Raw genomic sequence first — 25,221 nt, forward strand, 5'->3', positions numbered from 1 at the left:
CCTGTGCTGGCATCGTTACCTGAGAAAAGCAGAAAGAGCATAGAAATGAAGATGAAAATGATTGCTGCGACCCTGTGCGGTCTGGCAAGCAGCAGTGCCGCCTCTGCGCAAGAGCGCGGGCTCACGTGGGAAGGCGAAGTCGAGATCGGTGTGGACAGCACGATCTCGGCGGATGACCCTAAGGCAGAGCTTACCGATACCTATGTCTCGGCTTCTGTCGCGTTTGAGGCGGCAATCACCGATAGATTGAGCGCATTCGGCGGGCTGACACTGGAATCCGTTCTGGATGCCGAAGAAAGCCGGACCTTTGATGATTTGGGTCTGTATGTAAGCGAGCTTGGCCTGCGTTACACGTTTGGTGATATTGCCGTCTCGGTAGGTAAGATCAGCCCGACATTTGCTGTCGCTTGGGACGAGACACCGGGCTTCTACGGCACCGCACTGGCCGGAGACTACGAGCTGGCCGAGATGATCGGTGCGACGGTCGAAGCGCCGGCGGGACCGGGCACTGTTTCATTCGCAGCGTTTTATGTCGATGAAACCGGCCTTAGCGACAGCATCGGTACGAAACGCGGACGGGTGAGTGTCGCAGATGGCGGTGTGGGTAATACCGGCAAGCTTGATAACTTCGCGCTGCAATACACGCTGGAATTCGGTGAAACGACGGCCTGGGTCGGGGCGCGGCACCTCACGGCAGGGGAAACTGATGCCTCGGACGAAACAGGGATCGTTGCGGGGATGTCGCATGACCTTGGTGACGGGCTGAGCGCGATTGCGGAGCTGGCTCACTTCAACGGGGCAGGCGGAACTGACGAAGACGCGCTTTATGCCACGCTTGGTGGGGCATACGCGCTGGGCGACTGGACCTATAGCGCGGCTGCAACGCTCGTCGATCACAGCGCTGACGGTCAGGACCGCATGATCACGGTGGGCGTAGACCGGACACTTGCTGAAAACCTCGACATCAGCTTTGGTCTGGCACGGTTTGATGTAGGAGGCGAAAAGTCCACCGCAGTTGGTCTTTCAGCCATCTATGCCTTTTGATAGGTGAAAGGTCATCAGGGTCGTCGATTACACCGGTCAGGACACCGCCGTAGGGTCACAGACCTCAAAGACATACCTGATTGGCCACATGACATCTGCAGATCAGCCTGAAGGCAAAAAGCAACGAAAGATACCATGCACAAACTCACACGAGGATTTTGCATACGGTCGGTAGGGACGGTGTTGGCAGCTTTGCTTGTCAGCACCGCCGCGCTGGTCGAAGGACATGCCGCAGGACCCTTCGGGGACCTCGGTGATCCGCATTTGAATGTGATCCCCAGAACGGCCGAAGAAGCGGCGCGAATAGCGGATGTGACAGCGCTTGCCACGGACTTTTCCGCGCCCCAGCGGTTCGAGGAAAAATCCGGTGGTGCCGCAACTGTGCGGGCGATGACCAACGCGGATGCTTTCTCACAACCTTCCGGAAATATTCGGTTCGAAGACCAGCTCGACTTCAGGGTCGGCAATGGCCTGTTCCGGAAGCTATGGGTGTCGTCCCCGTCATCAACGCTAGCCTCTGACGGGTTGGGCCCGTTGTTCAACGCACGCTCCTGCCAGCGGTGCCATATCAAGGACGGTCGGGGGCATCCTCCCGAGACTCCAGAAGATAATGCGATCTCCATGTTCCTGCGGGTTTCCATCCCCGGACCGGCAGACGCCGCTATCGCTGACATCAAGGACTATATCGCGACGCTTCCCGAACCGAATTACGGCCTGCAGATGCAGGACTTTGCAGTTCAGGGACATGCGGCTGAATACCGGCTCGACATCGTGTATGAGGAAGAAACGGTCGTTCTGGCCGACGGCACCGAGGTATCTTTGCGCCATCCGCAATATACTGCTGCGGATTTGGCATATGGGCCGTTACATCCGCAGGCAATGCTGTCGCCGCGCGTTGCACCGCAGATGATCGGTTTGGGGCTGCTCGAGACGATACCGGCTGCTGACATTCTGAAGAATGCCGATCCTGACGATCTGGACGGGGATGGTATTTCGGGGCGGCCAAACGTGATCTGGTCGGTTGAATATGAACGACCCATGTTGGGACGGTTTGGCCTCAAGGCCGGAAGCCCCACGATCAAGGAGCAGTCAGCCGCTGCATTCGCGGGTGATATCGGCATCTCCAGCCCCTTGTTTCCGGCGGGTGCAGGTGAATGCACTCCGGCGCAGGCGCTGTGTGAAAACGCTATCCATGGCGATGGTGACGAGCGCGGGACAGAGATTGACGCCGAAGGCATGGAGCTTGTCACCTTCTACAGCCGCAATCTGGCTGTTCCTGCGCGCCGTGCGGTCGCCGATGCACAGGTCTTGCGCGGCAAGGAGGTGTTCTACAACACCGGCTGCACAGCCTGCCACACACCCAGTTACGTCACCCACAGGCTTGAGGACCGCCCCGAGCAGAGCTTCCAACTGATCTGGCCCTACACCGACGTGCTTTTGCATGATATGGGGCCGGGCCTTGCAGACAACCGCCCCGAGGCGCGTGCCACGGGGCAAGAGTGGCGCACCCCGCCTTTGTGGGGGATCGGGTTGACCAAACAGGTAAGCGGCCACACCTATTTCTTGCATGACGGACGCGCCAGATCGCTTTTGGAGGCTGTCCTTTGGCATGGCGGCGAGGCGCTTGGCCAGCGTGACACAGTCATTAACCTACCAACAGCAGATCGCGACGCGTTGATCGCCTATCTGGAGAGCTTATGAGACCCCTGATCCTATCTCTTGCATTGCTTTGCGCACCGGTGATGGCCGTTGCGGATACACCAAATCCCAAGATTGGTGACATCGTGAGCAACCACATTCTGCCTAGATTTGAAATGCTTGCCGATACCACGGCGGGGTTGGCGTCTGTGGCGCAACAGGAGTGTGCACCGACATCTGAAGGCCTGCGCGATGCTTATGGTAGCGCATTCGATGCATGGGTGTCGGCAAGCCATCTGCGTTTCGGTCCGACAGAGACAGACGACCGCGCATTCGCTTTGGCCTTCTGGCCCGACAGCAGAGGGGCCACGCCAAAAGTGTTGTCCAGCCTCATATCAGCACAGGATCCGATTGCAGAGACTGCCGAGGGCTATGCGCAGGTCTCAATCGCGGGGCGTGGATTTTATGCGATGGAGTTCCTGCTTTATGACGATGCTTTGATGAAGGCAGGTCCGCCAGCATATCATTGCCAGCTTTTGCAGACGATGAGCGCAGACATGGCGGCCACCTCGCAGAATATTCTGACGGACTGGCAGGATCGGTTCGCAGACGAGATGCTGAACCCCTCAGCAGAAGGTCAGTACCGGTCTGACGAGGAGGTTCTGCAAGAACTCTTCAAATCGCTGTCCGCAGGACTTCAGTTTACTTCCGAGACACGGCTCGGGCGTCCGTTGGGCACATTCGAACATCCCCGCCCGACACGTGCCGAAGCCCGCCGCTCGGCGCGTTCCTCACTGCATGTGACGCTTAGCTTGCTGTCTTTGCGGGACCTTGCTGCACGCCTTGCCGAAGGCGATGACGATCTGATGGCGCACCTGCAGTCTCGTTTTAAAAAGCCTCTGGAAGAATTGAACGAACTGGATGATCCGGTCTTTTCCAGCGTGGGCGCACCGCAGACAAGGTTGAAGGTCGAGGTCATACAGCAATCGGTTGATGCCATCCGTGATCTTGTGCGCGACGGGCTTGGCCCGACATTGGGTGTCGCGGCAGGCTTCAATGCGCTGGACGGTGACTGATATGACAGCAACTGACAGGGGACGCCGTGCTTTTCTGGGTGGGCTGCTTGCGGCAGGTGCGGTGCCCCGCATTACCTGGGCCGATGCTGGCGCACCCGCGTTCCTGTCAGCCGCAGCCAGACCTGATGGCAACTATGTGCTCTGCGGTATCGGAGAGGACCTGAAAATCCGTTTCGAACGCCCGTTGCCAGCACGGGGTCATGCCGCGGCGGCGCATCCGGTTCGCCCTGAAGCGGTGGCTTTTGCGCGGCGTCCGGGCACCTTTGCCGTTGTCCTTGATTGTGCCACCGGAGACCAAAAAGCCAAGTTGACCGCACCGGCGGGGCGGCACTTTTACGGCCATGGAGCTTTCTCGCAGGATGGGCGTCTACTGTTCACGACGGAAAACAATTTTGAGGCCGGGCGCGGCTGTATCGGCGTGTGGGAAACCTCGCCCGGCTATCGCAGGATTGCTGAATGGGACAGCGGCGGCGTAGGCCCGCATGACATAAGGCGGCTTCCCGACAGTGACACGCTTGTGGTCGCCAACGGCGGGATCGACACCCACCCCGACACTGGCCGGACAAAACTCAACATCCCCACAATGGCACCTAATCTTGCTTATATTGAAGACGGTGAGGTGGTAGAAACGGCCGCGTTACCTGCAAGGTTGCACAAGAACTCTATCAGGCATCTGGATTTGGACGCGCATGGAACAGTGGCCTTCGGGATGCAGTGGCAGGGCAGCGGCCCCGTCGACGTGCTGGTTGGCACCCATACGAGAGGCAGTGCGCCGAAGCTGATGACCGCTGATCCGGGTGTTCTGCGGGATATGGACGGCTATATCGGAAGCATTGCGTTTTCGGGGAATGGCAAACAGATTGCCGTGACCTCTCCGCGTGGCGGAGTGCTACAGCTCTACGAGGTCGAAACTTCGGCTTTGGCGCAAGTGGTGGCATTTGAAGATGTCTGCGGGGTCGCGACGGTGGGAGGGCGCTTTGTAGCGACTTCAGGCACCGGGCAGGTGCGGTCGCTTGGACGCACTCAAGCGAAGACCGCGGAAGTGGTCGGGCTTGCATGGGACAATCATCTGGTGCGCCTTTGAGTTTCTTTTACGAGGTTTGCGCGGTCACACCGCACGACCTGGCTGCTGACCGGGTGGGGGGCTTTCCTCTGCGCGAGACAGGGTTTAGGTGTGGCGAAACCCTCCCCGAAAGGATTTCCCATGCCCGTCAAAAACCGCTTTGCCGAACTGCACGATGACATCACCGCTTGGCGCCGTGATCTGCACGAAAATCCCGAAATACTGTTCGAAACACACCGCACCTCGGCGACGGTCGCCGAAAAGCTGCGTGCTTTCGGTTGCGACGAAGTCGTCGAAGGCATCGGGCGGACCGGCGTGGTAGGTGTAATCAAAGGCAAGTCTCAGGCCTCTGGCAAAGTTATCGGCTTGCGTGCTGACATGGATGCGCTGCCGATCCCTGAACAGACAGGTCTTCCCTATGCCTCCAAGGTGCCGGACGCGATGCACGCCTGTGGTCATGACGGCCATACGGCAATGCTGCTTGGCGCGGCGCAATATCTTGCCGAGACACGCAATTTCGATGGCACTGCGGTGGTGATCTTCCAGCCTGCCGAAGAGGGCGGCGGCGGCGGCAAAGAGATGTGCGACGACGGGATGATGGAGCGCTGGGGCATTCAGGAAGTATACGGGATGCACAACTGGCCTGGGATGCCTGCCGGATCCTTCGGCATTCGCACGGGCCCGTTCTTTGCAGCAACCGATCTGTTGGATATCGAGATCGAGGGTCTGGGCGGTCATGCGGCCAAACCGCACGAGACGATTGATACCATGGTGGTGACGGCTCACATCATCACAGCTTTGCAAAGCATTGTCAGCCGCAACGCAGACCCGATCGGCAACATCGTGGTGTCGATCACGTCAATTGAAAGCTCTTCCAAGGCGTTCAACGTCATCCCGCAGCGGGTGAACCTGCTTGGCACCGTGCGCACCCTGTCGAATGAGCTGCGTGATCTGGCGGAAAAACGGGTGAGCGAGATTTGCGAAGGCATCGCTGCGACCTTCGGCGCGACGGCCAAGGTAAACTACAAGCGGAACTATCCGGTGATGGTGAACCACGAGGCACAGACCGAATTCGCCGCCGAAGTGGCGCGTGGCATTTCCGGCCAGTGCGATGAAGCGCCTTTGGTCATGGGGGGCGAGGACTTTGCCTTTATGCTCGAAGCGCGGCCGGGTGCCTATATTCTGGTTGGCAATGGCGAAGGTGCTGCGGTGCACCACCCGATGTACAACTTCAACGACGATGTCATTCCAACGGGATGTTCATGGTGGGCCGGAATTGTAGAGCAGCGTATGCCCGCCGCGTAAGATGTGGATCGCGTAAGGTGGAGGAAACCTCCTCCTCCTAACGGCGCACGCCCTAAGCCAATAATCGTCGGTAGAGTCTCACCAAATCTGTCGCCTCACGCTCGATTGAGAATTTCTCGGCGATATGAGGTCGGCTGTTGTCAGCCCAGCGCGCAAGCGTTTCCGGCGCGTCCAAGGCTGCCTGTGTGGCTTCCGCTAAAGCAGGGATGTCATCGGGGTCGACCAATGTGCCAGTCTCGCCTTCGACCACAAGCGCGTCGAAAGCACCAACACGGGTGGCGATGACAGGTATGCCGCAAGCCATTGCTTCGATCGGTGTCAGGCCAAAGCCCTCCCACCTTTGGGGGGCCACGTAGAGATCGAGAACGCGGTACCAGTCCGCCATGTCCTCGACCGGCACTTCGGGCAAAAACAACAGGCGGTCTGAAAGTCCTTCTGCGGCCACGCGGTCCTTTAATGATTGTTCAAAAGCGCGGTGTTTGTCGGTGGCGCGGCCCATAACGAGCGCGTGAGCTTCGGGGTGGGCATGCAATACTGGGATCATCGCATCGACAAAGGCGTCAGTGCCTTTTTGGGCGCGGATGCGGCCGTAGCACCCTATCAGGACACCATCGGGAAGACCGAGGCGGCCGCGCAGCGCAGCGCGGTCCTGCGCGGGCGTGTAATCGTCCAGATCAATGCCGTGCATGATGACTTGGGCAGGGTGTTCGAGATAGCTGTTGGTGCGTTCAGATGTGGCGACGACAGCATCCATGCGCCGGATTAGCCAACGGGTAAGGCCGGATTGTTTGCGTTGCGATGCGGACGTAAAGACTAGCTTCAGGCGCTTGCCCAACAGGTATTTCAGCGCCAGCCCGCCGATCATCTCCACGTTGCGCCGCGCATGCCAGACACGGTGTCCATCCGGACCGGAGCGCGGCATGGTGAGCAGCGCCGTGAGCGGGATTTGCGGAACATGCGGCGGGATCACAGGGCCGGTCGCGGCAATCGCAATGCTGCGCGATTGGACAGGGACGAGGCGCACCACGGTCGCTGTCACACCAGAGAGGCGCTTTTTGAAATTGGGCGCAATGACCTGCAGCTTTCGGATGTCCACACTGCTCATGGTGCCAGCTCCAGCGCGTTGATCAATCTTTCGGCGATGCTGTCGAGCATATCGGTCTGCCCTGCCACGAAAGCCTGTGCGGCGGTACACGCCTTGGCACGGGCTGTGTCATCGTCTAGTAGATGCCCGACGCGCGCAGCGAGATCAGCGCCATCGGCGACCAGCCGCGCGGCCCCGGCCGCCTCCATCGCGGCATATGTTTCGGCAAAATTGGTGACGTGTGTACCGGATAGGACAGTGGCACCCGATTGCGCCACCTCAAAGGGGTTGTGCCCGCCGATGGGCCGCAGCGATCCGCCAAGAAAGACAATATCGCCAAGTGCATACCAAAGACCCAATTCGCCCATCGTATCGGCAAGAAAAACTTGCGCGCCGGGCATGTCGCCGCGCGTGCGCCGGGTAAAGCTCAGGCCCGCGCCTGCAATCAGGTTCATCACATCCCGACCGCGCTCCGGATGGCGGGGGGCGAGGATCAGGCAAAGGTCAGGGTGCGTCTTCAACAGCTCTTTATGAGCGGCCAGAACGGCTTCTTCTTCGCCCGCGTGGGTGGAGGAGGCGATCCAGACGGGCCGGTGGCCAAGGGCTGCGCGGGCTTCGAACAGTGCGTCATCATCCAGCGGCAGGGGACCCGCCATGGATTTAAGGTTGATGCCGCGGGCGACCCGGGCGGCGGGGGCGTGCATCGCCACCATTGCTTCGGCCATCGTATCGTTCTGGGTAAGGATCAGCGAAAAGCTATCCAGAAGATAACGCGCCAGACGCGGTCGTTTGCGCCATCCGGCCATAGAGCGCTCCGAGAGGCGCGCGTTGACCAGCGCCAGTTTGGCATCGCTGTCATGGGTACGGCGCAACATCTGCGGCCAAAGCTCGCTTTCCACAAAGATTGCAGCGTTGGGCCGCCAGTGTTTCAGAAACCGTTTCAAAGGGCCGGGGGAATCGAAGGGCGCGAATTGATGAACAGTACGGGGCGGCATGCGTTCGGATAGCAGCTTTGCCGAGGTGGCAGTGCCAGATGTAATCAGGAATTGCGCCTTGGGCAGCTTCAGTCCCATTCGTGTGATCAGCGCCAGCACCGACAGGCTTTCGCCGACGGAGGCCGCGTGAAACCAGATCAATGGTCCGCCATCTTCGCGTGGCTCCGTGGCGTGGCCGATCTTCTCATGCGCCCGCATCGCGCTGAAACCTGCATCACGCAGCTTGCGCGTTTCAATCATGGCAGCGAAAGGCACAAGCAACATGCTCGCCCCGACCCATGCACGGTAGAGAAAGGGCACGGACATCTGTTTGCTCAGCCGCCTGTGTGGCTCATGTGGCGGGGCATCTGGCCATCCAGCTTTTGGCGTGAATAGTCGAAGTCATGGCCTTTGGGCTTGAGATTGATCGCGGCGCGAATGGCGTCCTCGAGCGGGCCATTGTCGGTCGGGCTGGCACGCAGAGGGCTGCGCAGATCTGCCATGTCTTCCTGACCGAGGCACAGATAAATCTCGCCCGTGCAGGTCAGGCGCACGCGATTGCAGCTTTCGCAGAAGTTATGGCTGAGCGGTGTGATGAAGCCGATTTTCTGACCGGTTTCTTCCAGCCGCACGTAGCGGGCAGGGCCGCCCGTTCGCTCTGCCAGATCGCTGACGGTGTAGTGATCGGCGTACCGTGCGCGTACGTCTTTGAGTGACCAGTATTGCCCCAGACGATCTTCGTTGCCCAAATCGCCCATCGGCATGACTTCGATCCACGTCAGATCCATGTCCCGCTCAGCGCACCATGCAGTGATGGTTGGCAGTTCTTCTTCGTTGAAACCTTTGAGCGCAACTGCGTTGATCTTGACGCGCAGACCGGCTTTTTGTGCCGCATCGACACCGCGTAGCACTTGGGGCAGGCGACCCCAGCGGGTGATATCTGCAAACTTCTGCTCGTCCAGCGTATCAAGAGAGATGTTCACGCGGCGCACACCAGCGGCGTAAAGCTGATCTGCAAAACGTTCGAGTTGGCTACCGTTGGTTGTCAGTGTCAGCTCTTTCAACGCTCCGCTTTCCAGATGGCGGGTCATGCCGTTGAAAAAGGTCATGATGTCACGGCGGACCAGCGGCTCTCCACCTGTGATGCGCAGTTTCTGCACGCCAAGCCCTACAAAGGTAGAACACATGCGATCCAGCTCTTCCAAGGTCAACAGTTCCTTTTTCGGCAGGAACGTCATGTTCTCGGACATGCAATAGACACAGCGGAAATCGCAGCGGTCCGTCACAGAGACACGCAGATAAGTAATTGCGCGCGCGAATGGGTCGATCAAGGGTGCGTTCATGCCTGTATTGGTAGTCCTCCGCCGGTGAGGGGGCAAGCAACATTTGGGTGATTGAAGCGGCAGCAGAGGCGGGCTAGGCTGAGGTATTGCAAAAAGAAGGAATTGAATATGAAACAGCTATTGATCGCGGGCGTTTTTCTGAGCTTTCTCGCAGGGTGCACAGAGCCGGAACCGGTTGCAGCGCCTGAGCCTGAACCGGAAGACAAGATTGTACCGCTGAGCATCAAATTGCCGGAATAAGCGAACACAAGATCGGTTGGTAAGGGGTAGTCGGGTATGAAACAGGTTGTATGGGCAAGCGGTCTTGGACTGTTACTGTCAGGGTGTGCAAACGTCGGAGATTTCTTCCGGCCTGACGCACCTGCTGAGGTAACAACAGCAGCGCAGACTGTGCCAGCAGCCCCCGAAGTGGAGGCCGCACCGCTTGCGCCTGCGACCGCCGCACCCCCGCCACCACCAGCCGCCCGCACTGCAGAAGCGCTCGACACGACGACGCCAGAGCAACGCGCGGCGGCGGCCGCACCTGCGGCTGCGGATACCCCCAAGAAAACCCTCGGAAAAACAGTGGTTTCATTGGGTAGCCCAACGGAGCCGGGTTTGTGGTTGAAGACACCACTTGTCACAGCCGAGGCACAGGGCCGGGTGACAAACCCTGCGAACGGAAAGTCATCGCTGGTGACGTTGCTGCCGCTGGAAGGGCCCGCCACAGCGGGCAGCCGCATGTCGCTGGCTGCGATGCGCGTAATCGACGTGTCTTTGACTGATTTGACAGAAGTGGATGTCGCGCTAGAAGGTTAGCGCCGCATCACTGTTGTGACTTTTTCAGAATCCGCAGTGCTTCCTTGACCGCGAAAGGCTTCATCTGCGTGCCGTATTTATCGATAAATGCCGTGGTACGGGCCGCGTCATGTTTGGACAGCTCGCGCAACCACCAGCCAATCGCCTTTTGAATGAACCACTGGTGGTCTGTTGTCAGCTCAGCCGCCCAGTCCAGAACACGGTCACGTGCTTCGAGCTCTGCCGGTTTGGGATGGTTCTGTTTGGTCCAGGGAAGCGTGCTGACCAATGCCGCGCGGCGGGTCCACATGTGGTCGGACTTCACCCACTCCGCCACTGTGTCGAGCCGTGACGGATCTGCAACCAACCGCTTTTGACCGGCCATGCAGGCATGATCCGCTATCGCCCAACTGTCAAAATCGGGTGTCCAGGATGCGATCAATTCCCACGCAGCCGTATCGTCAGGGCGGATACGCGCTTGCGTTAGCAGCTTTGCCGCCGCGACCCGGGCTTCATAGATGTCGGTTTTCCACAGAGCATCCGCCAGTGCGACACGCTCGGGCGTCTCAAGCTCGCTGCGCCATTCTTTTGTTAGCGTGTCGATTTGGGGGTTGCTGAGGCCAAGATAGACGCGATCTGCCTTGTGATATTTGCGCATATCAATGGCGCGGGCTGGGTCTGTCAGGCCAGTCAGCTGTTCGAGATAGGGTTCATGCATCGGGATCCGCCAGTATATGAGTTGGCATTCCGTCAATGGAATGCTGATTGTCACGCGCCCATGTTGCCTCAACCCCCGGACGCCCCTTGGTTTCGGACCATCTGGCCAGCACATTCCGCTCCCCTGCGTAGTCATAGAAGGGGACTGCATATCCGCATGAGGTCTGGAGCAGATCAACCTCCATATCATAGATCTGGCGCGCACCGTTGTCCTGCGCGAACTCTGAATTGAGATGGTCAAACGCGGCATCGCGTGGATGCAACGTGCGGGCAGTGCCGTAAGCTCGCATGATCATCGGGCGGGTCTCAAACCCGCACCACATCAGCGTCATGCGGTTAACACGGGCGAGGTGGGCTGCCGTTTCGTTTCCGGAGCCGGACAGATTGCGCCAGATAATCCGGTTCGGGCCCATAACGCGCAGGCTGTCCATCCCCTTGGGGGAGACATTTACACGGCCTTCCTCCGCAGCAGTGCCGCAAAAGAAGATATGCTGCGCTTCGATAAACTTGCGATGGTCGTCGGTAATCTGGTCGAACTGCTTGGCCATTTGGTCCTTTCGAAGCGACGCTATTCTACCGTCACGGATTTGGCGAGGTTGCGGGGCTGGTCCACATCGGTGCCCTTTGCGACAGCGGTATGATATGCCAGCAACTGTGCCGGAATGGCATAAAGGATAGGGGTCAGCGCATCCGCAATCTTGGGCATCTCAATTGTGGCCCACACGCCGTCACGCGCTTCGGCAATCCCTTCGGCGTCTGATACCAGGATCACCTTGCCTTTGCGTGCCATGACCTCTTGCATGTTGCTCACAGTCTTATCGAAAAGCACATCGCGAGGGGCGAAAACCACAACGGGTACCTCTTCGTCAACAAGGGCGATAGGGCCGTGTTTCAGCTCGCCGGATGCATAAGCTTCGGCGTGTATATAGCTGATTTCTTTCAATTTAAGTGCGCCCTCTAGCGCAAGAGGGAACATGTGGCCCCGGCCCAGAAATAACACATCGCGGGCGGTTGAGAGCTTGTAGGCAGCGTCACGCATCGCCGTGTTTTGCTCAAGTGCGGTATTGATAACAGAAGGCAAGCCTCGCAGGGCGCTGATGTGGTCAGCCAGCGCGGCCTCGCTCAGCACGCCACGGTCTTTTGCTGCCTTCAGCACAAGCAGATAGAGCACCGTCAACTGGCAGGTGAATGCTTTGGTGGAGGCCACGCCGACCTCTACGCCAGCGTAAATCGGCAGCACCAGGTCGCTTTCGCGGGCGATGGAGGACTCCGGTACGTTCACGACGGACAGGATGCTCTGCGCTTTGCCCTCACAGAACCGCAGCGCGGCAAGTGTGTCGGCAGTTTCGCCGGATTGGCTCACGAACAGGGCCAGCGTGCGGGCGGGGATCGGAGGCTCGCGATAACGGAACTCAGACGCGACATCGACTTCAACAGGTAGGCGGGCGATCTGCTCGAACCAGTACTTCGCCGCCATGCAGGCGTAGGACGCTGTGCCGCAGGCGGCCATCGAGATGCGGTCGATGGAGCTGAAGTCGATACCGTCCCCTGGCAACAGAATTTCACCTTCGTCCGTCAGGTAGTGGGACAGTGCCTGACCGATAACGCCAGGCTGCTCTGCAATCTCCTTGGCCATGAAGTGCTTGTGACCGGCCTTGTCGATGCGGGTAGAGTCGATCTGGATCTGTTTGATCGCACGGTTTGCCAGATTGCCGTTTGCATCCGTTACCTCGACAGAAGTTCTGGTGATAACGGCGATGTCGCCTTCTTCCAGATAGGAGATGCGGTCCGTCATCGGAGAAAGTGCAATGGCATCACTGCCAACAAACATCTCACCGGTGCCGTAACCGATGGCGAGTGGCGATCCTTTGCGTGCCGCAATCATCAGATTGTCATGGCCATCAAACAGAAAGGCGAGGGCAAATGCGCCTTCAAGCCGCGCGAGCGCTTGCTTTGCCGCCTCTACCGGACCTGCACCGTTCTTCATGTATTGATGGGTCAGCAGCGCAACAGTTTCAGTATCCGTCTCGGTCACGAATTCGACACCGGCATCTGCCAGTTCAGCCCGTAATTCACGGTAGTTCTCTATGATCCCGTTGTGGACTACTGCTACGGCACCCGCCTGATGGGGGTGCGCATTGGTGACAGTCGCCGCGCCGTGGGTTGCCCAGCGTGTGTGTCCTATGCCGGACTTGCCAGCGAGGGGTTCATGGACCAGCAGATCGCTGAGGTTGACCAACTTGCCTACGGCGCGGCGACGGGCGAGCGCCCCGTCATTTACCGTGGCAATTCCCGCGCTGTCATAACCGCGGTATTCAAGCCGTTTCAGTGCCTCAACCAGAATAGGTGCCACTTCGTGGCTGCCTAAGACCCCAACAATTCCACACATTTTCAGCTGCCTCGCTGCTGTTTTGCCTTTTTGGCTTTTAACATTTCGAACAATTTGCGTGCCATGCCCGGTTTTTCAACCTGCGGCGCACGGGCCAGCGCCAATGCGTCCGGCTCCACGTCGGAAGTGATAACAGAGCCACTGCCGGTGAGTGCGCCGTCACCAATTGTGACCGGTGCCACAAGCATCGTGTTGGACCCGATAAAGGCACCGGCACCAATGTGCGTGTGATGCTTCATGACCCCGTCGTAGTTGCAAGTGATCGTGCCTGCGCCAAGGTTTGCACCGGCCCCAACAAATGCATCGCCGACATAGCTCAGATGGTTAACCTTCGCACCTTCGGCAATCTGGGCGTTCTTGATTTCCACAAAGTTGCCGATCCGCACGTTCTCTGAAAGCTCGGCACCGGGGCGGAGACGTGCATAGGGGCCAACGGTGCTACCGCGCGAAACGTGACACCCTTCCAGATGAGAGAATGCGCGAATGGTGGCTCCGCTCTCTACCGTGACGCCGGGGCCAAAGACAACATTGGGTTCAACGACCGTGTCGCGACCGATAACCGTATCGCGGGCCAGAAAGACTGTCTCTGGCGCAGTGAGGGTGACGCCGTCTTCGAGCAAGGCAGCGCGGGCGCGGCTTTGGAAATCCGCTTCCGCCTTTGCCAGCTCACTGCGCGAATTAATCCCGACAGTTTCCCACGCGTCGCAAGTCACAGCGGTGGCAGACAGGCCACGGCCACGCGCGATACCGACAATATCTGTCAGATAGTATTCTTCGGAAGCGTTTTCATTGTCGACGGCATCGATCAGATCAAAAAGCAGATCCGCCTTGCAGGCGACGACGCCGGAATTGCACAGCGTAATCATGCGTTCTTCGGTGCTGGCATCCTTGTATTCCACAATGCGGTCAAGCTGCTGGCCGTCCATGACCAGTCTGCCATAGCGGGCAGGGTCGTCCGCCTCGAACCCGAGCACGACGACGTCATTCTCGGCCAGTGATGTTTGCATCTGCTCCAGCGTTTCGGGGCGAATGAAGGGCGTGTCACCATAGAGGACCAGTGCCATGCCATCAAAGCCTGCCAAAGAAGCGCGGGCCTGTGCCACGGCATGGGCGGTGCCCAGCTGTTCGTTCTGTTCCACAACGGCAATCATCGCGTCATGTGCGACCGTCGCCGCACGCACCTGATCTGCGCCGTGGCCTGCAACAACCACGCTACGGTCAGGCTCCAGTCGCGTGCCTGCCTCGAGTGCATGAATCAACATCGGCTCGCCTGCGATGGGATGCAGGACCTTGGGAAGTTCAGAGTTCATCCGTGTGCCTTTGCCTGCGGCAAGGATGATTAATGCGGTTTTCATGCGGTCTCTTGCCTCATTGCGCGTCTTTGCCCCTCTTTACGCGCTTGACGCAAAGGCGCAAGACTGGGACGGATCAATCTACGTTGCGTGTTGCAACATCGGCGGGCGGGGTTCCGCCCATGGTGGCCTACGGGGAGACGGATGAGTGAAGACAGTTGTATTCGATCTGGACGGGACATTGGCGGACACCAGTGGTGATCTGATCGCGGCGGCCAATGCCTGTTTTCGCGAGATGGGTGCGGGCGACATGCTGAATGCCGGCACCGATGCCGGCACTGCGCTTCGCGGTGGTCGGGCAATGCTCCGTCTTGGCATGTCGCGGCTCGATCGGGCAGAGGACGAGGCCACGATTGATGCCTATTACCCCAAGTTGCTGGAAGCCTATGCGCGCGAAATCGACACGCATACGGTTCTTTATGATGGTGCTATGGCGGCGGTAGAGCGTTTGAAGTCGGATGGTTACTTTGTCGCGATCTGTACCAATAAGCCCGAGGGGCTGGCAGACACGTTGCTGACGCGTCTCGGTGTTCGCGGCAGCTTTGATGCAATGCTGGGAGCGGACAGTCTGGCGGTACGCAAACCTGATCCGGAACACCTGTTCGAGACGGCCCGCCGCGCGGGCGGCGATCCGGCGCGGTGTATGCTGGTTGGTGACACCGATACGGACCGCAAGACGGCGCACGCAGCAGGTGTACCTTGTGTTCTGGTGACATTCGGACCCGCCGGCGGTGACATGGCGGCGCTTAAGCCGCAGGCGCTCCTCAACCACTACGATGATCTGGATGCGATCGTTTCCGACTTGATTGGGAAAGCCGCCTGATGGAAACCTTCAAAGGCAGCTATACCCAACAGGAACCTATTCCCGAAGAGGGGATTGAGGCCGCAATTGCTGTCATGCGGTCAGGGCGATTGCACCGCTACAACACAGCAGAAGGAGAGCTGGCCGAGACCGTCCTGCTGGAACAGGAGTTCGCAGCGCAGGTGGGTGCGAAATACTGTCTGGCGGTGGCGTCGGGTGGCTATGCAATGGCAACGGCTCTGCGGGCGGTCGGGGTCAAGCCTGGCGACCGCGTCCTCACCAATGCCTTCACGCTGGCACCTGTGCCGGGTGCCATTGCCGCGGTTGGCGCAGTCCCCGTGTTTGTCGGGGTGACGGAGCAGCTGGTCATTGATTTGGATGATCTTGCAGCCAAAGCAGACCTTGCTGACGTACTGTTGCTCAGCCACATGCGCGGGCACCTTGCTGATATGGAAGCGCTCATGGCGCTGTGTGACCAGCAGAATATAATCGTGATCGAGGATTGCGCCCATACCATGGGTGCGGCGTGGAAAGGCGTGCCATCGGGTACGCAGGGTCTTGTCGGTTGTTATTCGTGCCAGACCTATAAACACGTCAATTCGGGCGAGGGCGGTCTTTTTGTCACCAACGATGCAGAAGTCGCGGCCCGCGCTGTGATGCTGTCTGGCTCTTACATGATGTTTGGAAAGCACCTTGCGGGCCCCCCGCAAGAGACGTTTGAAACGATCCGTTATGAGACGCCCAACATATCCGGACGGATGGATAATCTGCGTGCCGCGATACTGCGCCCTCAGCTGCGCAAGCTTGACGGGCAGCGGGACCGTTGGAACGCGCGGTACAATCTGATCGAAGACGGCTTGCGCGACACGCCGGGTCTCACCGTGATTGACAGACCGGCAGATGAAACAATGGTCGGATCGTCCATTCAGTTCTTGTTGAAAGGCTGGGACGGTACATCCGTGGAAGAGGTCTTGTCCCGTTGCCTAAAAAGGGGGGTAGAGTTGAAGTGGTTCGGAGCATCCGAACCGGTCGGCTTTACCAGCCGCTACGATTCGTGGCGTTATGTCGATGCGCCAGCCATGCCTGAGAGCGATGAGGTTCTGGCAGGGATCATTGATATGCGGGTCCCGCTGACCTTTTCGTTGGAGGACTGCGCGCTGATTGCGCGGATCATCAAATCCGAAGTGAGCGCGGTATATCAGTCGGTAAAAAGCTGACATCCGGGATCGCCGGATGTCAGCCTCTTTGATCTTAAAATGAAATGACCTTGTGTTCGCCCATATCGGGCTTGCTGTCCGTCAGGTTTGCCTTGGCTACCTCATAAAGAAACTTCATGCTGCCACCTGTGACCCAGATTTCTGCTGTGGTTGGCTTGAAATTCAAAAGCTGGACATCGGGGTCTTGTTTGCCCCCTTCAAACCATGCGTCGGCGACAAAATTCCATAGCCTGTCCAGCTGTGCCGTATCGTGTGACAGGTGCAATGTGCCGTCAATACGGGCATAAAGCGACTGGCCCGTGCTGTTGACGATGAATGTACTTTCAGGGCCCGCTGCCGCTGCCTGAGCAAGATCGGTCTGCTTGGCCGTGATAAACCAGATGCCTTGTTCGGGGTGATCGTCATCGACGTAATGGCTCATAGGAACAGCGCGCGCCGCGCCAGCAGATAGCATGCCAACGCGGGCGTCTTCCAAGCGGTCCCAGAATTCTTCTTTGATGTTGTCTGTCATGGTTTCGGTGTCCTTTGTCATCTTGTTATCGGGTGAACACATGACGGTGCTTGCGGGTTCCGGCACGCACGCAGTTGACGAAATGTAATCTGTCGGCTTTAATATGAACAACTGTTCAATAAATCCAAATTTGGGGAGCGACCCTATGTTCACCGCAAGCATGAAATTCAGTCTGGGCGAAGATATCGAGGCGATGCGAGAGATGGTGCATCGCTGGGCGCAGGAGCGGGTCAAACCGATGGCCGCCGATATCGACACATCCAATGAGTTCCCGTCCGAGCTTTGGACCGAGATGGGCGAGCTGGGTCTGCTGGGCATGACCGTTGATGAAGAATACGGCGGCTCCGGCATGGGGTATCTGGCGCACACTGTCGCTGTTGAGGAAATCGCCCGCGCTTCTGCGTCGGTGTCGCTTTCTTATGGTGCGCATTCTAATCTGTGTGTGAACCAGATCAGCCTGAACGGAACCGATGAACAGCGCGCGCAATTCCTGCCCAAGCTGTGTTCGGGCGAGCATGTAGGCGCATTGGCCATGTCCGAGCCTTCAGCGGGGAGCGACGTGGTGTCGATGAAACTACGTGCCGAAAAGCGCAACGACCACTATCGGCTGTCAGGCAACAAATACTGGATCACCAATGGGCCTGATGCGCAGACGCTTGTTGTCTATGCGAAAACGGACCCGGATGCAGGGTCAAAGGGGATCACAGCCTTCCTGATCGACAAGGACATGAAGGGTTTCAGCACCTCTCCGCATTTCGACAAGCTTGGCATGCGTGGATCAAACACAGCCGAGCTTATTTTTGATGACGTAGAAGTGCCTTTTGAAAACGTATTGGGCGAAGAGGGGCGCGGCGTGCGCGTTTTGATGTCGGGCCTTGATTACGAACGTGTGGTACTTGCAGGCATCGGCCTTGGGATCATGGCCAACTGTCTGGACGAGATCATGCCCTATATGGCCGAACGCAAACAATTCGGGCAACCGGTCGGGAACTTCCAGCTGATGCAGGGCAAGATGGCCGACATGTACACAGCGATGAATTCGGCACGCGGGTATGTCTATGCCGTGGCGCAGGCGTGTGATCGTGGCGATGTGACCCGTCAGGACGCGGCGGCCTGTTGCCTTTATGCGTCCGAGCAGGCGATGGTGCAGGCGCATCAGGCGGTGCAGGCCATGGGCGGTGCGGGATACCTCAGCGACAACCCTGTTGGCCGGATCTTCCGTGACGCAAAACTGATGGAGATCGGGGCAGGTACATCCGAAATCCGCCGCATGCTGGTGGGACGCGAGATGATGGCGGCGATGGCCTGAGCCATGCCGCGTTGGGTATGGTGGATGCCGGTGGTGGTGTTGACTGTGGTTGCGGGGCTCATGGTCTACCGCGCAGGGTATATTGCGGCGAGTATCACCGAGACAGATGTGATCAACCACTATGCTGCTTTATACGTGGAGACTGGACCGGAAGGAGCACAGGTGACCGATTGCGTGGCACGACCAAGCGCTTCTGATGATGTATGGCTCGTGGTGCACTGCGGCGGCGCGGCGCATATGGTGCAATACCGTGTGGACCGTTTCGGCCGTTTGGTAGACGAACCAGCAGGGACGGGGCCGCGTACATGACGCTACCGGGTTTGCAAGAAGATGGATCATGGGACATCCCTGCGCGTCTGAACATGGCGGCGCAGTGTCTGGCGCAGGATGATGACCGCGTTGCGATTATTGATCTCACTGGGGCTGACCGACGCGATGTGACTTACGGCGCATTGGCCGCCATGACGGATGGTCTGGCGCGTGCAATGCTGGGAAGAATCGAAGCGGGCGACCGTGTGGGCGTGCTATTATCACAGTCGCCATGGTGCGTCGCTGCGCATCTGGCGATCTGGAAAATCGGTGCAATTTCCGTGCCGCTTTTCAAACTTTTCAAGCGCGATGCGCTGTCATCGCGGGTGTCGGATGCCGGATGCGCGCTGGTTTTGACCGATGCCGAAGGTGCTGCGCTGCTCGGCGATCTGGCGAAGCCTTGGATGGTCGAAGAAGTTGGCGTGCAAGGCGGTGCAGTACCATTTGCGCAGACAGGTCCGGATGATCCTGCCGTGCTGATCTACACCTCTGGCACGACGGGAAAACCCAAAGGTGCGTTGCACGGGCACCGCGTTCTGACAGGACATTTGCCGGGCTTGTCGATGAGCCATGACCATCTGGGACAGCAGGGTGATTGCCTTTGGACACCTGCGGATTGGGCTTGGATAGGCGGATTGTTCGACGTGGCGATGCCTGCTTTGGCGTTCGGCGTGCCAGTGGTGGCCGCACGGATGACCAAGTTCTCGCCGGAAGGCTGTCAGGATGTGATAGAGCGGGGCGATGTGCGCAACGTGTTCTTCCCGCCAACCGCACTAAGGATGCTGAAGGCTGCGGATGTGTCGATCTCTGGCTTGCGCTCTGTCGCGAGCGGAGGAGAACCTTTGGGTGCCGAGATGCTGGCGTGGGGCCGGCAGGCATTCGGGCTGGATATCAATGAGTTTTATGGGCAGACCGAGTGCAATATGGTCGCATCGTCTTGCGGTACGGAGTTTGAGGCGGCACCGGGATGTATCGGCAAAGCCGTTCCCGGACACGAGGTTGCCGTGGTGGATGCGGCTGGGCAGCCGACCCACGACGAGGGTGACGTAGCAATCCGGCGCGGCTCGGCTTCCATGATGCTGCGCTACTGGAACCGGCCTGACGCAACCGCAGAGAAGTATCGCGGCGACTGGATGCTGACCGGTGATCGCGGCATTTGGGAAGGCGACTATCTGCGCTTTGTCGGGCGCGAGGATGACGTGATTACATCAGCTGGATACCGAATTGGTCCGGCCGAGATTGAGGATTGTCTGTTGACGCACGACGGGGTGGCAACCTGCGGTGTCGTGGGCAAACCCGATGTGCTGCGCACAGAGGTGGTCAAAGCCTATGTGGTGCGCAAAGCGGGGTCGGATGTGACAGCGGATGCGCTTCAGGCATGGGTTAAGGAACGGCTGGCAAGCTATTCATACCCAAGAGAAATTGAGTTTCTGGATGCGCTGCCGATGACGGTGACAGGCAAAGTGATCCGCAGAGAATTGAAACGCCGTGCGGCGCTGGAATTGGAGAAGGTAACATGAAGTTAACATCACAGGCATTGCCTTCGTCGGAAGCCTACAAAGCGAATGAGGCGGCGCATCTGGCTGCGCTTGGGATTGTGCAGGAAGCAGCGGAAGCCGCGGCGCTAGGCGGTGGCGAGAAGTCCCGCGCGCGCCATGAAAGCCGTGGCAAGATGCTACCGCGCGAGCGGGTCGCGAACCTGCTTGATCCCGGATCACCGTTTCTGGAAGTCGGTGCCACCGCAGCGCACGGCTTGTACGACAACGCCGCCCCCTGCGCTGGCGTCATCGCGGGGATCGGACGCGTGCAGGGACAGGAAGTTATGGTCGTGTGCAACGATGCGACGGTGAAGGGCGGCACCTATTTCCCGATGACGGTGAAAAAGCACCTGCGCGCCCAAGAGATTGCCGAAGCCAATCATCTGCCATGTGTCTATCTGGTAGACTCCGGCGGTGCGAACCTGCCGCAGCAGGACGAGGTGTTTCCTGATCGCGACCACTTTGGCGCGATTTTCTATAATCAGGCGCGGATGTCAGCAAAAGGCATTCCGCAAATTGCGGTGGTTATGGGATCATGCACCGCAGGCGGCGCTTATGTACCGGCGATGTCGGACGTGACGATCATTGTAAAAGAGCAGGGCACGATTTTCCTTGCGGGTCCCCCGCTCGTCAAAGCGGCCACGGGCGAGGTTGTGTCAGCCGAGGATCTGGGCGGCGGCGATGTGCACACACGGTTGAGCGGCGTTGCGGATTATCTGGCCGAGGATGACGGCCACGCGCTTGCACTGGCACGGCGCGCCGTGGGGCAATTGAACCGCGCAAAGCCTACGACGGTGCAGTGGGAAACACCCGAAGAGCCTGCCTATGATCCCGCTGAATTGCTGGGCGTTGTGCCAGCGGACTTGCGCACGCCTTACGATATACGCGAGGTGATCGCGCGTTTGGTGGACGGCTCGCGGTTTGACGAATTCAAGGCGCGGTTTGGTGAGACTTTGGTGACGGGCTTTGCCCATGTGAAGGGCTGTCCGGTCGGCATCATCGGCAACAATGGCGTGCTGTTTTCAGAAGCCGCCCAGAAAGGCGCGCATTTTGTCGAGCTTTGTTCGCAGCGGAACATCCCCTTGGTGTTCTTGCAGAACATTACTGGCTTTATGGTGGGCCGGAAGTACGAAAACGAAGGGATCGCGCGACACGGTGCCAAGATGGTGACGGCTGTGGCCTCTACCAACGTGCCGAAAATCACCATGCTGGTGGGTGGCTCTTTCGGGGCCGGTAACTACGGCATGGCGGGGCGGGCCTACCGTCCAAGGTTCTTGTGGACATGGCCCAACAGCCGGATTTCCGTGATGGGCGGGCCACAGGCGGCGGGCGTTCTGGCGACGGTCAAGCGTGATGCGATCGAACGGGCGGGCGATACCTGGTCCGCAGAAGAAGAAGCGAAATTCAAGCAGCCGACGATCGATATGTTCGAGGAGCAGTCGCATCCGCTTTATGCCAGTGCAAGGCTTTGGGATGACGGGATCATTGATCCGCGCAAAAGCCGCGATGTGCTGAGCCTGAGCCTGTCTGCGTCTTTGAACGCACCGATTGAAGAGACGAAGTTTGGCGTGTTCCGCATGTGATGTTTGAAAGTCGGGCTAATTGGCGCGCAGTGTTCATCGTATGGGCAGGCTGGGTGCATCAGGAGGACGGTGGATGATTTCTGAAAAAGAGGCGTTGGCAAAGTACCCCGGTGCGGTTTCGTTCCGCTACGGGGATAGTGAGACGTTGAATGCGGAGATACTGGCGCTGGTGCTGGCTGGCAAAAAGACGATCACATGCGATGCGGTGGCCGGGTTTGAAGCGCGGGGCGAGGCAAAGCCAGAGCCGGGGCGGACGGATGTCGCGCTGGATTGGGGCGGGCGGCCTGTGGCGGCGGTCCGCACTGTGGCTGTCGATATCGTCCCTTTTAACAAGATGTCGGAGCAGCTCATCGCGCCACAGGGCGAATTTCGCGACCTTCAAGACTGGCGCAATGGTTATGAGGCGTATCTCACCCGCGCAGGGATCTTTGCACAGGACGTGGCGATGTTGGTTGAGACGTTTGAAGTGGTTGAACGGTTCTAAGGGTTTGAGGCGCTGCCCCATCGTGCATGCGCGACACCCCGTAGTTTAAGAGCCAGATGAAGATAAGAGTGGAGAGGCTGAAAGCTGATGTTTGATACAATCCTGATTGCCAACCGGGGCGAGATAGCCTGTCGGGTCATGGAAACGGCGCAAGGTTTGGGCGTGCGCTGTGTCGCAGTCTATTCGGATGCGGATGCACGGGCCAAGCATGTGGCAATGGCCGATGCGGCAATTCACATCGGCGGGTCAGCCCCGAGCGAGAGTTACCTGCGCGGGGATGTGATCATTCAAGCGGCACTTGATAGTGGCGCGCAGGCCATTCATCCGGGCTACGGCTTCCTGTCGGAGAACCCTGATTTCGTCGAAGCGGTCGAGGCGGCGGGACTGGTGTTTATCGGTCCGTCTGCATCGGCCATCCGCGCCATGGGGCTGAAAGACGCGGCCAAGGCGCTGATGATAAAGGCGGGTGTGCCAGTTGTGCCGGGCTATCACGGCGCGGATCAGGATGATGCGCTTTTGGCGGAAGAAGCGGGCAAGATCGGCTATCCGGTATTGATCAAGGCGGTTGCAGGGGGCGGCGGCAAGGGGATGCGCCTTGTTGAGGAGGCCAAAGGATTTCAGGCGGCGCTCGATTCGGCACGGTCCGAGGCGAAAACGGCATTCGGGAATGCAGATGTGCTGGTCGAGAAATTCGTGGCCAAACCGCGCCACATCGAAGTGCAGGTCTTCGGCGATGGCTCCAAAGCCGTACATTTGTTCGAACGTGATTGCTCGCTGCAGCGCCGCCATCAGAAGGTGATCGAAGAAGCTCCAGCCCCCGGCATGACACAAAAGATGCGGGATGCGATGGGCGATGCAGCAGTGAAGGCCGCAGAAGCGATCGGCTATGCCGGGGCTGGCACGGTTGAATTTATCGTGGATGGATCGGACGGGCTAAGCACTGACGGGTTCTTTTTCATGGAAATGAACACGCGCTTGCAGGTTGAACACCCTGTCACGGAACTTATCACCGGCGTTGATTTGGTAGAATGGCAGCTGCGTGTGGCGGCGGGAGAGGCTTTGCCCGCAGCGCAAGAGGACCTGTGCATCAATGGTCATGCGTTCGAGGCGCGGCTTTATGCCGAAGATGTGCCCGCAGGCTTCCTGCCTGCGACGGGAACGCTAACGCATCTGGCGTTTACGCCGCAAACGCGTGCGGATTCGGGAGTACGGGCAGGCGATACCATCAGCCCGTTTTACGACCCGATGATCGCCAAGGTGATTGTCCATGGTCCCACGCGGGATGTGGCGTTGGCCAGATTGCGCGCGGCCCTAAGCGGGTGTCAGGTGGGTGGCACGGTTACGAACCTTGCGTTTCTTGGCGCGCTTGCGGGGCACGAGGGGTTCGGTAAGGGTGATGTGGATACAGGCCTGATTGCCCGCGATATCGACGCGTTGACCTCTGTGCCAGCGGTCGAGCCGCGGCATGTGGCGCTGGCGGGCATGGCCGCGCTTGGCGTGCTGGAGGTGAAAGCCGACACTGGCTTTACCCTGTGGCGGGCGCTGCGGCGGTCGGTCACGCTGGCTTGGGGCGGCGAAGAGCATCTGTTGAAGGTGCGCATCATGGGACAGGACAAGCAGGTCTGGAGCATCGGTGAGGCGGAAGTTGTGGCAGCGCGGCGCGGCGCGCAATGGATCATCGACGGGCAACCGGCGGCGGATGTCGCGGTCGCGGGCGGCGTTGTTACGGTGTTCGAGGGCTACGGTATGGCCTTTGACGTCATTGATCCGCTGGCCCGCGCAAGCGGTGCGCAGGGTGACGGCAATCTGGTCGAGGCCCCGATGCCCGGTCTTGTGCGCACGGTGGATGCCAAGGTCGGCCAAGCAGTGTCAAAAGGGGACCGGCTGGCCGTTCTGGAAGCGATGAAGATGGAGCATGCGCTGTTGGCAGCGCGGGACGGGATTGTCGCGGAGGTGCTGGCCACCGAGGGCGATCAGGTAGAAGCGGGGGCAGCCCTTGTACGCCTTGAAGCGGAAGCGGAGGAAGCGGCATGATTACACTGCATCATTGCCCGCAAACGCGCTCCATGCGGACCCTTTGGTTGCTCAACGAATTGGACGTGGAATTTCAGGTCCGCGTCTATGCTTTTGACCGCTCGCTGCGTGATCCGGCCTATCTGAGCCTGTCGCCCGCAGGCCGTGTCCCTGCGTTGGAGATCGACGGGGAGCGCATGTTCGAGACAGGTGCCATCACCGAATATCTGTGCGAGCGTTTCTCACCGGACCGGATGGGGCGGTCTGTGACCAGCATGGACCGGATGGCGTGGCTTGTCTGGGTGCATTTTGCGGAAACCATCAGCCAGCATACGGCGGCATTGACCCAACAGCATGTGGCGCTGCGCGAGGATTCGATGCGCAGCCCGATTGTGATGAAGCTGGAGGCGGCGCGGGTCGCCAAATGTTATGACGCGCTTGAGGCGCGGTTGAGCACGCCGGTAGAAAACCGCGACTATCTGCTGACCAGCGGCTTTTCGGCGGCGGATATTTCCTGCGGGCAGGCGGTGTACATGTCGCGATTCTTTGTAACGCTCGATAACCACCCTGCGGTGGCGGAATGGTATGAGCGAATTACGGAGCGGCAGAGCTTCAAGGATGCCCTGCCGATCGGGGACGGGATCTACGAAAAGGATTTTTATGAACCTTGGCCTTTGGACTGAGACGCGGATC

24 protein-coding genes are annotated in these 25,221 nt (G+C 59.1%); 16 read left to right on the forward strand and 8 right to left on the reverse strand.

All coding sequences use genetic code 11. The features are described 5' to 3' along the window. Positions 1-45 precede the first annotated feature (45 nt). The 5 genes from Z946_RS0117360 to Z946_RS0117380 all read left to right on the forward strand — a co-directional run bounded on the left by Z946_RS0117360 (position 46) and on the right by Z946_RS0117380 (position 6,126). Positions 46-1,044 carry a porin gene (locus Z946_RS0117360; RefSeq protein WP_025056994.1) on the forward strand — a complete coding sequence of 333 codons (999 nt, stop codon included), beginning with the start codon at positions 46-48 and terminating at the stop codon, positions 1,042-1,044. A 135-nt stretch (positions 1,045-1,179) separates the two neighbouring features. After that, positions 1,180-2,745 carry a di-heme oxidoreductase family protein gene (locus tag Z946_RS0117365; protein WP_052836111.1) on the forward strand — a complete coding sequence of 522 codons (1,566 nt, stop codon included), beginning with the start codon at positions 1,180-1,182 and terminating at the stop codon, positions 2,743-2,745. Further along, positions 2,742-3,758, forward strand: a complete 1,017-nt coding sequence (locus Z946_RS0117370; RefSeq protein ID WP_025056996.1) for an imelysin family protein — start codon at positions 2,742-2,744, stop codon at positions 3,756-3,758. Before Z946_RS0117365 ends, Z946_RS0117370 begins: the two co-directional genes overlap by 4 nt. Position 3,759: 1 nt before the next feature. Further along, positions 3,760-4,842 carry a DUF1513 domain-containing protein gene (locus Z946_RS0117375; protein ID WP_025056997.1) on the forward strand — a complete coding sequence of 361 codons (1,083 nt, stop codon included), beginning with the start codon at positions 3,760-3,762 and terminating at the stop codon, positions 4,840-4,842. A gap of 120 nt (positions 4,843-4,962) precedes the next feature. After that, a complete protein-coding gene (locus tag Z946_RS0117380) occupies positions 4,963-6,126 on the forward strand; it encodes a M20 aminoacylase family protein (protein ID WP_025056998.1) in 1,164 nt (387 codons plus the stop codon). 52 nt (positions 6,127-6,178) lie between these two features. On the opposite strand, the gene Z946_RS0117385 is transcribed toward Z946_RS0117380, so the two are convergent. From Z946_RS0117385 to moaA, 3 genes are read right to left on the reverse strand one after another with little or no spacing between them, the layout of a single operon-like run. Then, positions 6,179-7,231 (reverse strand): glycosyltransferase family 4 protein, encoded by a 1,053-nt coding sequence (locus Z946_RS0117385; protein WP_025056999.1) that lies wholly within the window; start codon positions 7,229-7,231, stop codon positions 6,179-6,181. Further along, a complete protein-coding gene (locus tag Z946_RS0117390) occupies positions 7,228-8,511 on the reverse strand; it encodes a 3-deoxy-D-manno-octulosonic acid transferase (RefSeq protein WP_025057000.1) in 1,284 nt (427 codons plus the stop codon). Before Z946_RS0117390 ends, Z946_RS0117385 begins: the two co-directional genes overlap by 4 nt. A gap of 8 nt (positions 8,512-8,519) precedes the next feature. Next, positions 8,520-9,527: a GTP 3',8-cyclase MoaA gene (gene moaA, locus Z946_RS0117395; RefSeq protein ID WP_025057001.1), complete on the reverse strand. Its 1,008-nt coding sequence runs from the start codon at positions 9,525-9,527 to the stop codon at positions 8,520-8,522. A gap of 108 nt (positions 9,528-9,635) precedes the next feature. Here moaA and Z946_RS21900 point away from each other — a divergent pair, with 108 nt between their 5' ends. Next, positions 9,636-9,767, forward strand: a complete 132-nt coding sequence (locus tag Z946_RS21900; protein ID WP_260168331.1) for a hypothetical protein — start codon at positions 9,636-9,638, stop codon at positions 9,765-9,767. A gap of 36 nt (positions 9,768-9,803) precedes the next feature. Then, on the forward strand, positions 9,804-10,325 hold the full coding sequence (locus Z946_RS0117405) for a hypothetical protein (protein WP_025057002.1): 522 nt from the start codon (positions 9,804-9,806) through the stop codon (positions 10,323-10,325). Positions 10,326-10,332: 7 nt separating this feature from the next. On the opposite strand, the gene Z946_RS0117410 is transcribed toward Z946_RS0117405, so the two are convergent. The 4 genes from Z946_RS0117410 to glmU are packed head-to-tail and all read right to left on the reverse strand — an operon-like array spanning position 10,333 to position 14,765. Next, on the reverse strand, positions 10,333-11,022 hold the full coding sequence (locus Z946_RS0117410) for a DNA alkylation repair protein (RefSeq protein ID WP_025057003.1): 690 nt from the start codon (positions 11,020-11,022) through the stop codon (positions 10,333-10,335). Beyond that, a complete protein-coding gene (locus Z946_RS0117415) occupies positions 11,015-11,569 on the reverse strand; it encodes a pyridoxamine 5'-phosphate oxidase family protein (RefSeq protein ID WP_025057004.1) in 555 nt (184 codons plus the stop codon). The genes Z946_RS0117410 and Z946_RS0117415 overlap by 8 nt, the downstream gene beginning before the upstream one ends. Positions 11,570-11,589: 20 nt before the next feature. Continuing rightward, positions 11,590-13,410 carry a glutamine--fructose-6-phosphate transaminase (isomerizing) gene (gene glmS / locus Z946_RS0117420; protein WP_025057005.1) on the reverse strand — a complete coding sequence of 607 codons (1,821 nt, stop codon included), beginning with the start codon at positions 13,408-13,410 and terminating at the stop codon, positions 11,590-11,592. 2 nt (positions 13,411-13,412) lie between these two features. After that, a complete protein-coding gene (gene glmU, locus Z946_RS0117425; RefSeq protein ID WP_025057006.1) occupies positions 13,413-14,765 on the reverse strand; it encodes a bifunctional UDP-N-acetylglucosamine diphosphorylase/glucosamine-1-phosphate N-acetyltransferase GlmU in 1,353 nt (450 codons plus the stop codon). 145 nt (positions 14,766-14,910) lie between these two features. On the opposite strand from glmU, the gene Z946_RS0117430 reads away from it, so the two are divergent. Together Z946_RS0117430 and Z946_RS0117435 are read left to right on the forward strand one after the other, a co-directional pair. Next, positions 14,911-15,585 carry an HAD-IA family hydrolase gene (locus Z946_RS0117430; RefSeq protein ID WP_025057007.1) on the forward strand — a complete coding sequence of 225 codons (675 nt, stop codon included), beginning with the start codon at positions 14,911-14,913 and terminating at the stop codon, positions 15,583-15,585. Then, positions 15,582-16,781, forward strand: coding sequence for a DegT/DnrJ/EryC1/StrS family aminotransferase (locus tag Z946_RS0117435; RefSeq protein WP_025057008.1), 1,200 nt, complete (start codon positions 15,582-15,584; stop codon positions 16,779-16,781). Before Z946_RS0117430 ends, Z946_RS0117435 begins: the two co-directional genes overlap by 4 nt. Positions 16,782-16,815: 34 nt before the next feature. On the opposite strand, the gene Z946_RS0117440 is transcribed toward Z946_RS0117435, so the two are convergent. Then, the gene (locus Z946_RS0117440) at positions 16,816-17,292 is read right to left on the reverse strand and encodes a pyridoxamine 5'-phosphate oxidase family protein (RefSeq protein ID WP_025057009.1); all 477 of its coding nucleotides are present in this window, start codon (positions 17,290-17,292) and stop codon (positions 16,816-16,818) included. A 145-nt stretch (positions 17,293-17,437) separates the two neighbouring features. Between Z946_RS0117440 and Z946_RS0117450 the strand changes: the two genes are divergently transcribed. From Z946_RS0117450 to Z946_RS0117480, 7 genes are all read left to right on the forward strand, one after another. Continuing rightward, positions 17,438-18,601 (forward strand): isovaleryl-CoA dehydrogenase, encoded by a 1,164-nt coding sequence (locus Z946_RS0117450; protein WP_025057010.1) that lies wholly within the window; start codon positions 17,438-17,440, stop codon positions 18,599-18,601. 3 nt (positions 18,602-18,604) lie between these two features. Beyond that, positions 18,605-18,910, forward strand: a complete 306-nt coding sequence (locus tag Z946_RS0117455; RefSeq protein ID WP_025057011.1) for a hypothetical protein — start codon at positions 18,605-18,607, stop codon at positions 18,908-18,910. Next, positions 18,907-20,430 carry an AMP-binding protein gene (locus Z946_RS0117460; protein WP_025057012.1) on the forward strand — a complete coding sequence of 508 codons (1,524 nt, stop codon included), beginning with the start codon at positions 18,907-18,909 and terminating at the stop codon, positions 20,428-20,430. Before Z946_RS0117455 ends, Z946_RS0117460 begins: the two co-directional genes overlap by 4 nt. After that, the gene (locus Z946_RS0117465) at positions 20,427-22,031 is read left to right on the forward strand and encodes a carboxyl transferase domain-containing protein (RefSeq protein WP_025057013.1); all 1,605 of its coding nucleotides are present in this window, start codon (positions 20,427-20,429) and stop codon (positions 22,029-22,031) included. Before Z946_RS0117460 ends, Z946_RS0117465 begins: the two co-directional genes overlap by 4 nt. A 73-nt stretch (positions 22,032-22,104) precedes the next feature. Continuing rightward, positions 22,105-22,515 (forward strand): ASCH domain-containing protein, encoded by a 411-nt coding sequence (locus Z946_RS0117470; RefSeq protein ID WP_025057014.1) that lies wholly within the window; start codon positions 22,105-22,107, stop codon positions 22,513-22,515. Positions 22,516-22,602: 87 nt separating this feature from the next. Continuing rightward, complete coding sequence (locus tag Z946_RS0117475; RefSeq protein ID WP_025057015.1) at positions 22,603-24,549, forward strand: acetyl/propionyl/methylcrotonyl-CoA carboxylase subunit alpha; 1,947 nt, start codon at positions 22,603-22,605, stop codon at positions 24,547-24,549. Then, positions 24,546-25,211, forward strand: coding sequence for a glutathione S-transferase family protein (locus tag Z946_RS0117480; RefSeq protein WP_025045095.1), 666 nt, complete (start codon positions 24,546-24,548; stop codon positions 25,209-25,211). Before Z946_RS0117475 ends, Z946_RS0117480 begins: the two co-directional genes overlap by 4 nt. Positions 25,212-25,221 lie beyond the last annotated feature (10 nt).

The sequence above is a fragment of the Sulfitobacter noctilucicola genome (genome assembly GCF_000622385.1).
Lineage (GTDB): Bacteria > Pseudomonadota > Alphaproteobacteria > Rhodobacterales > Rhodobacteraceae > Sulfitobacter > Sulfitobacter noctilucicola.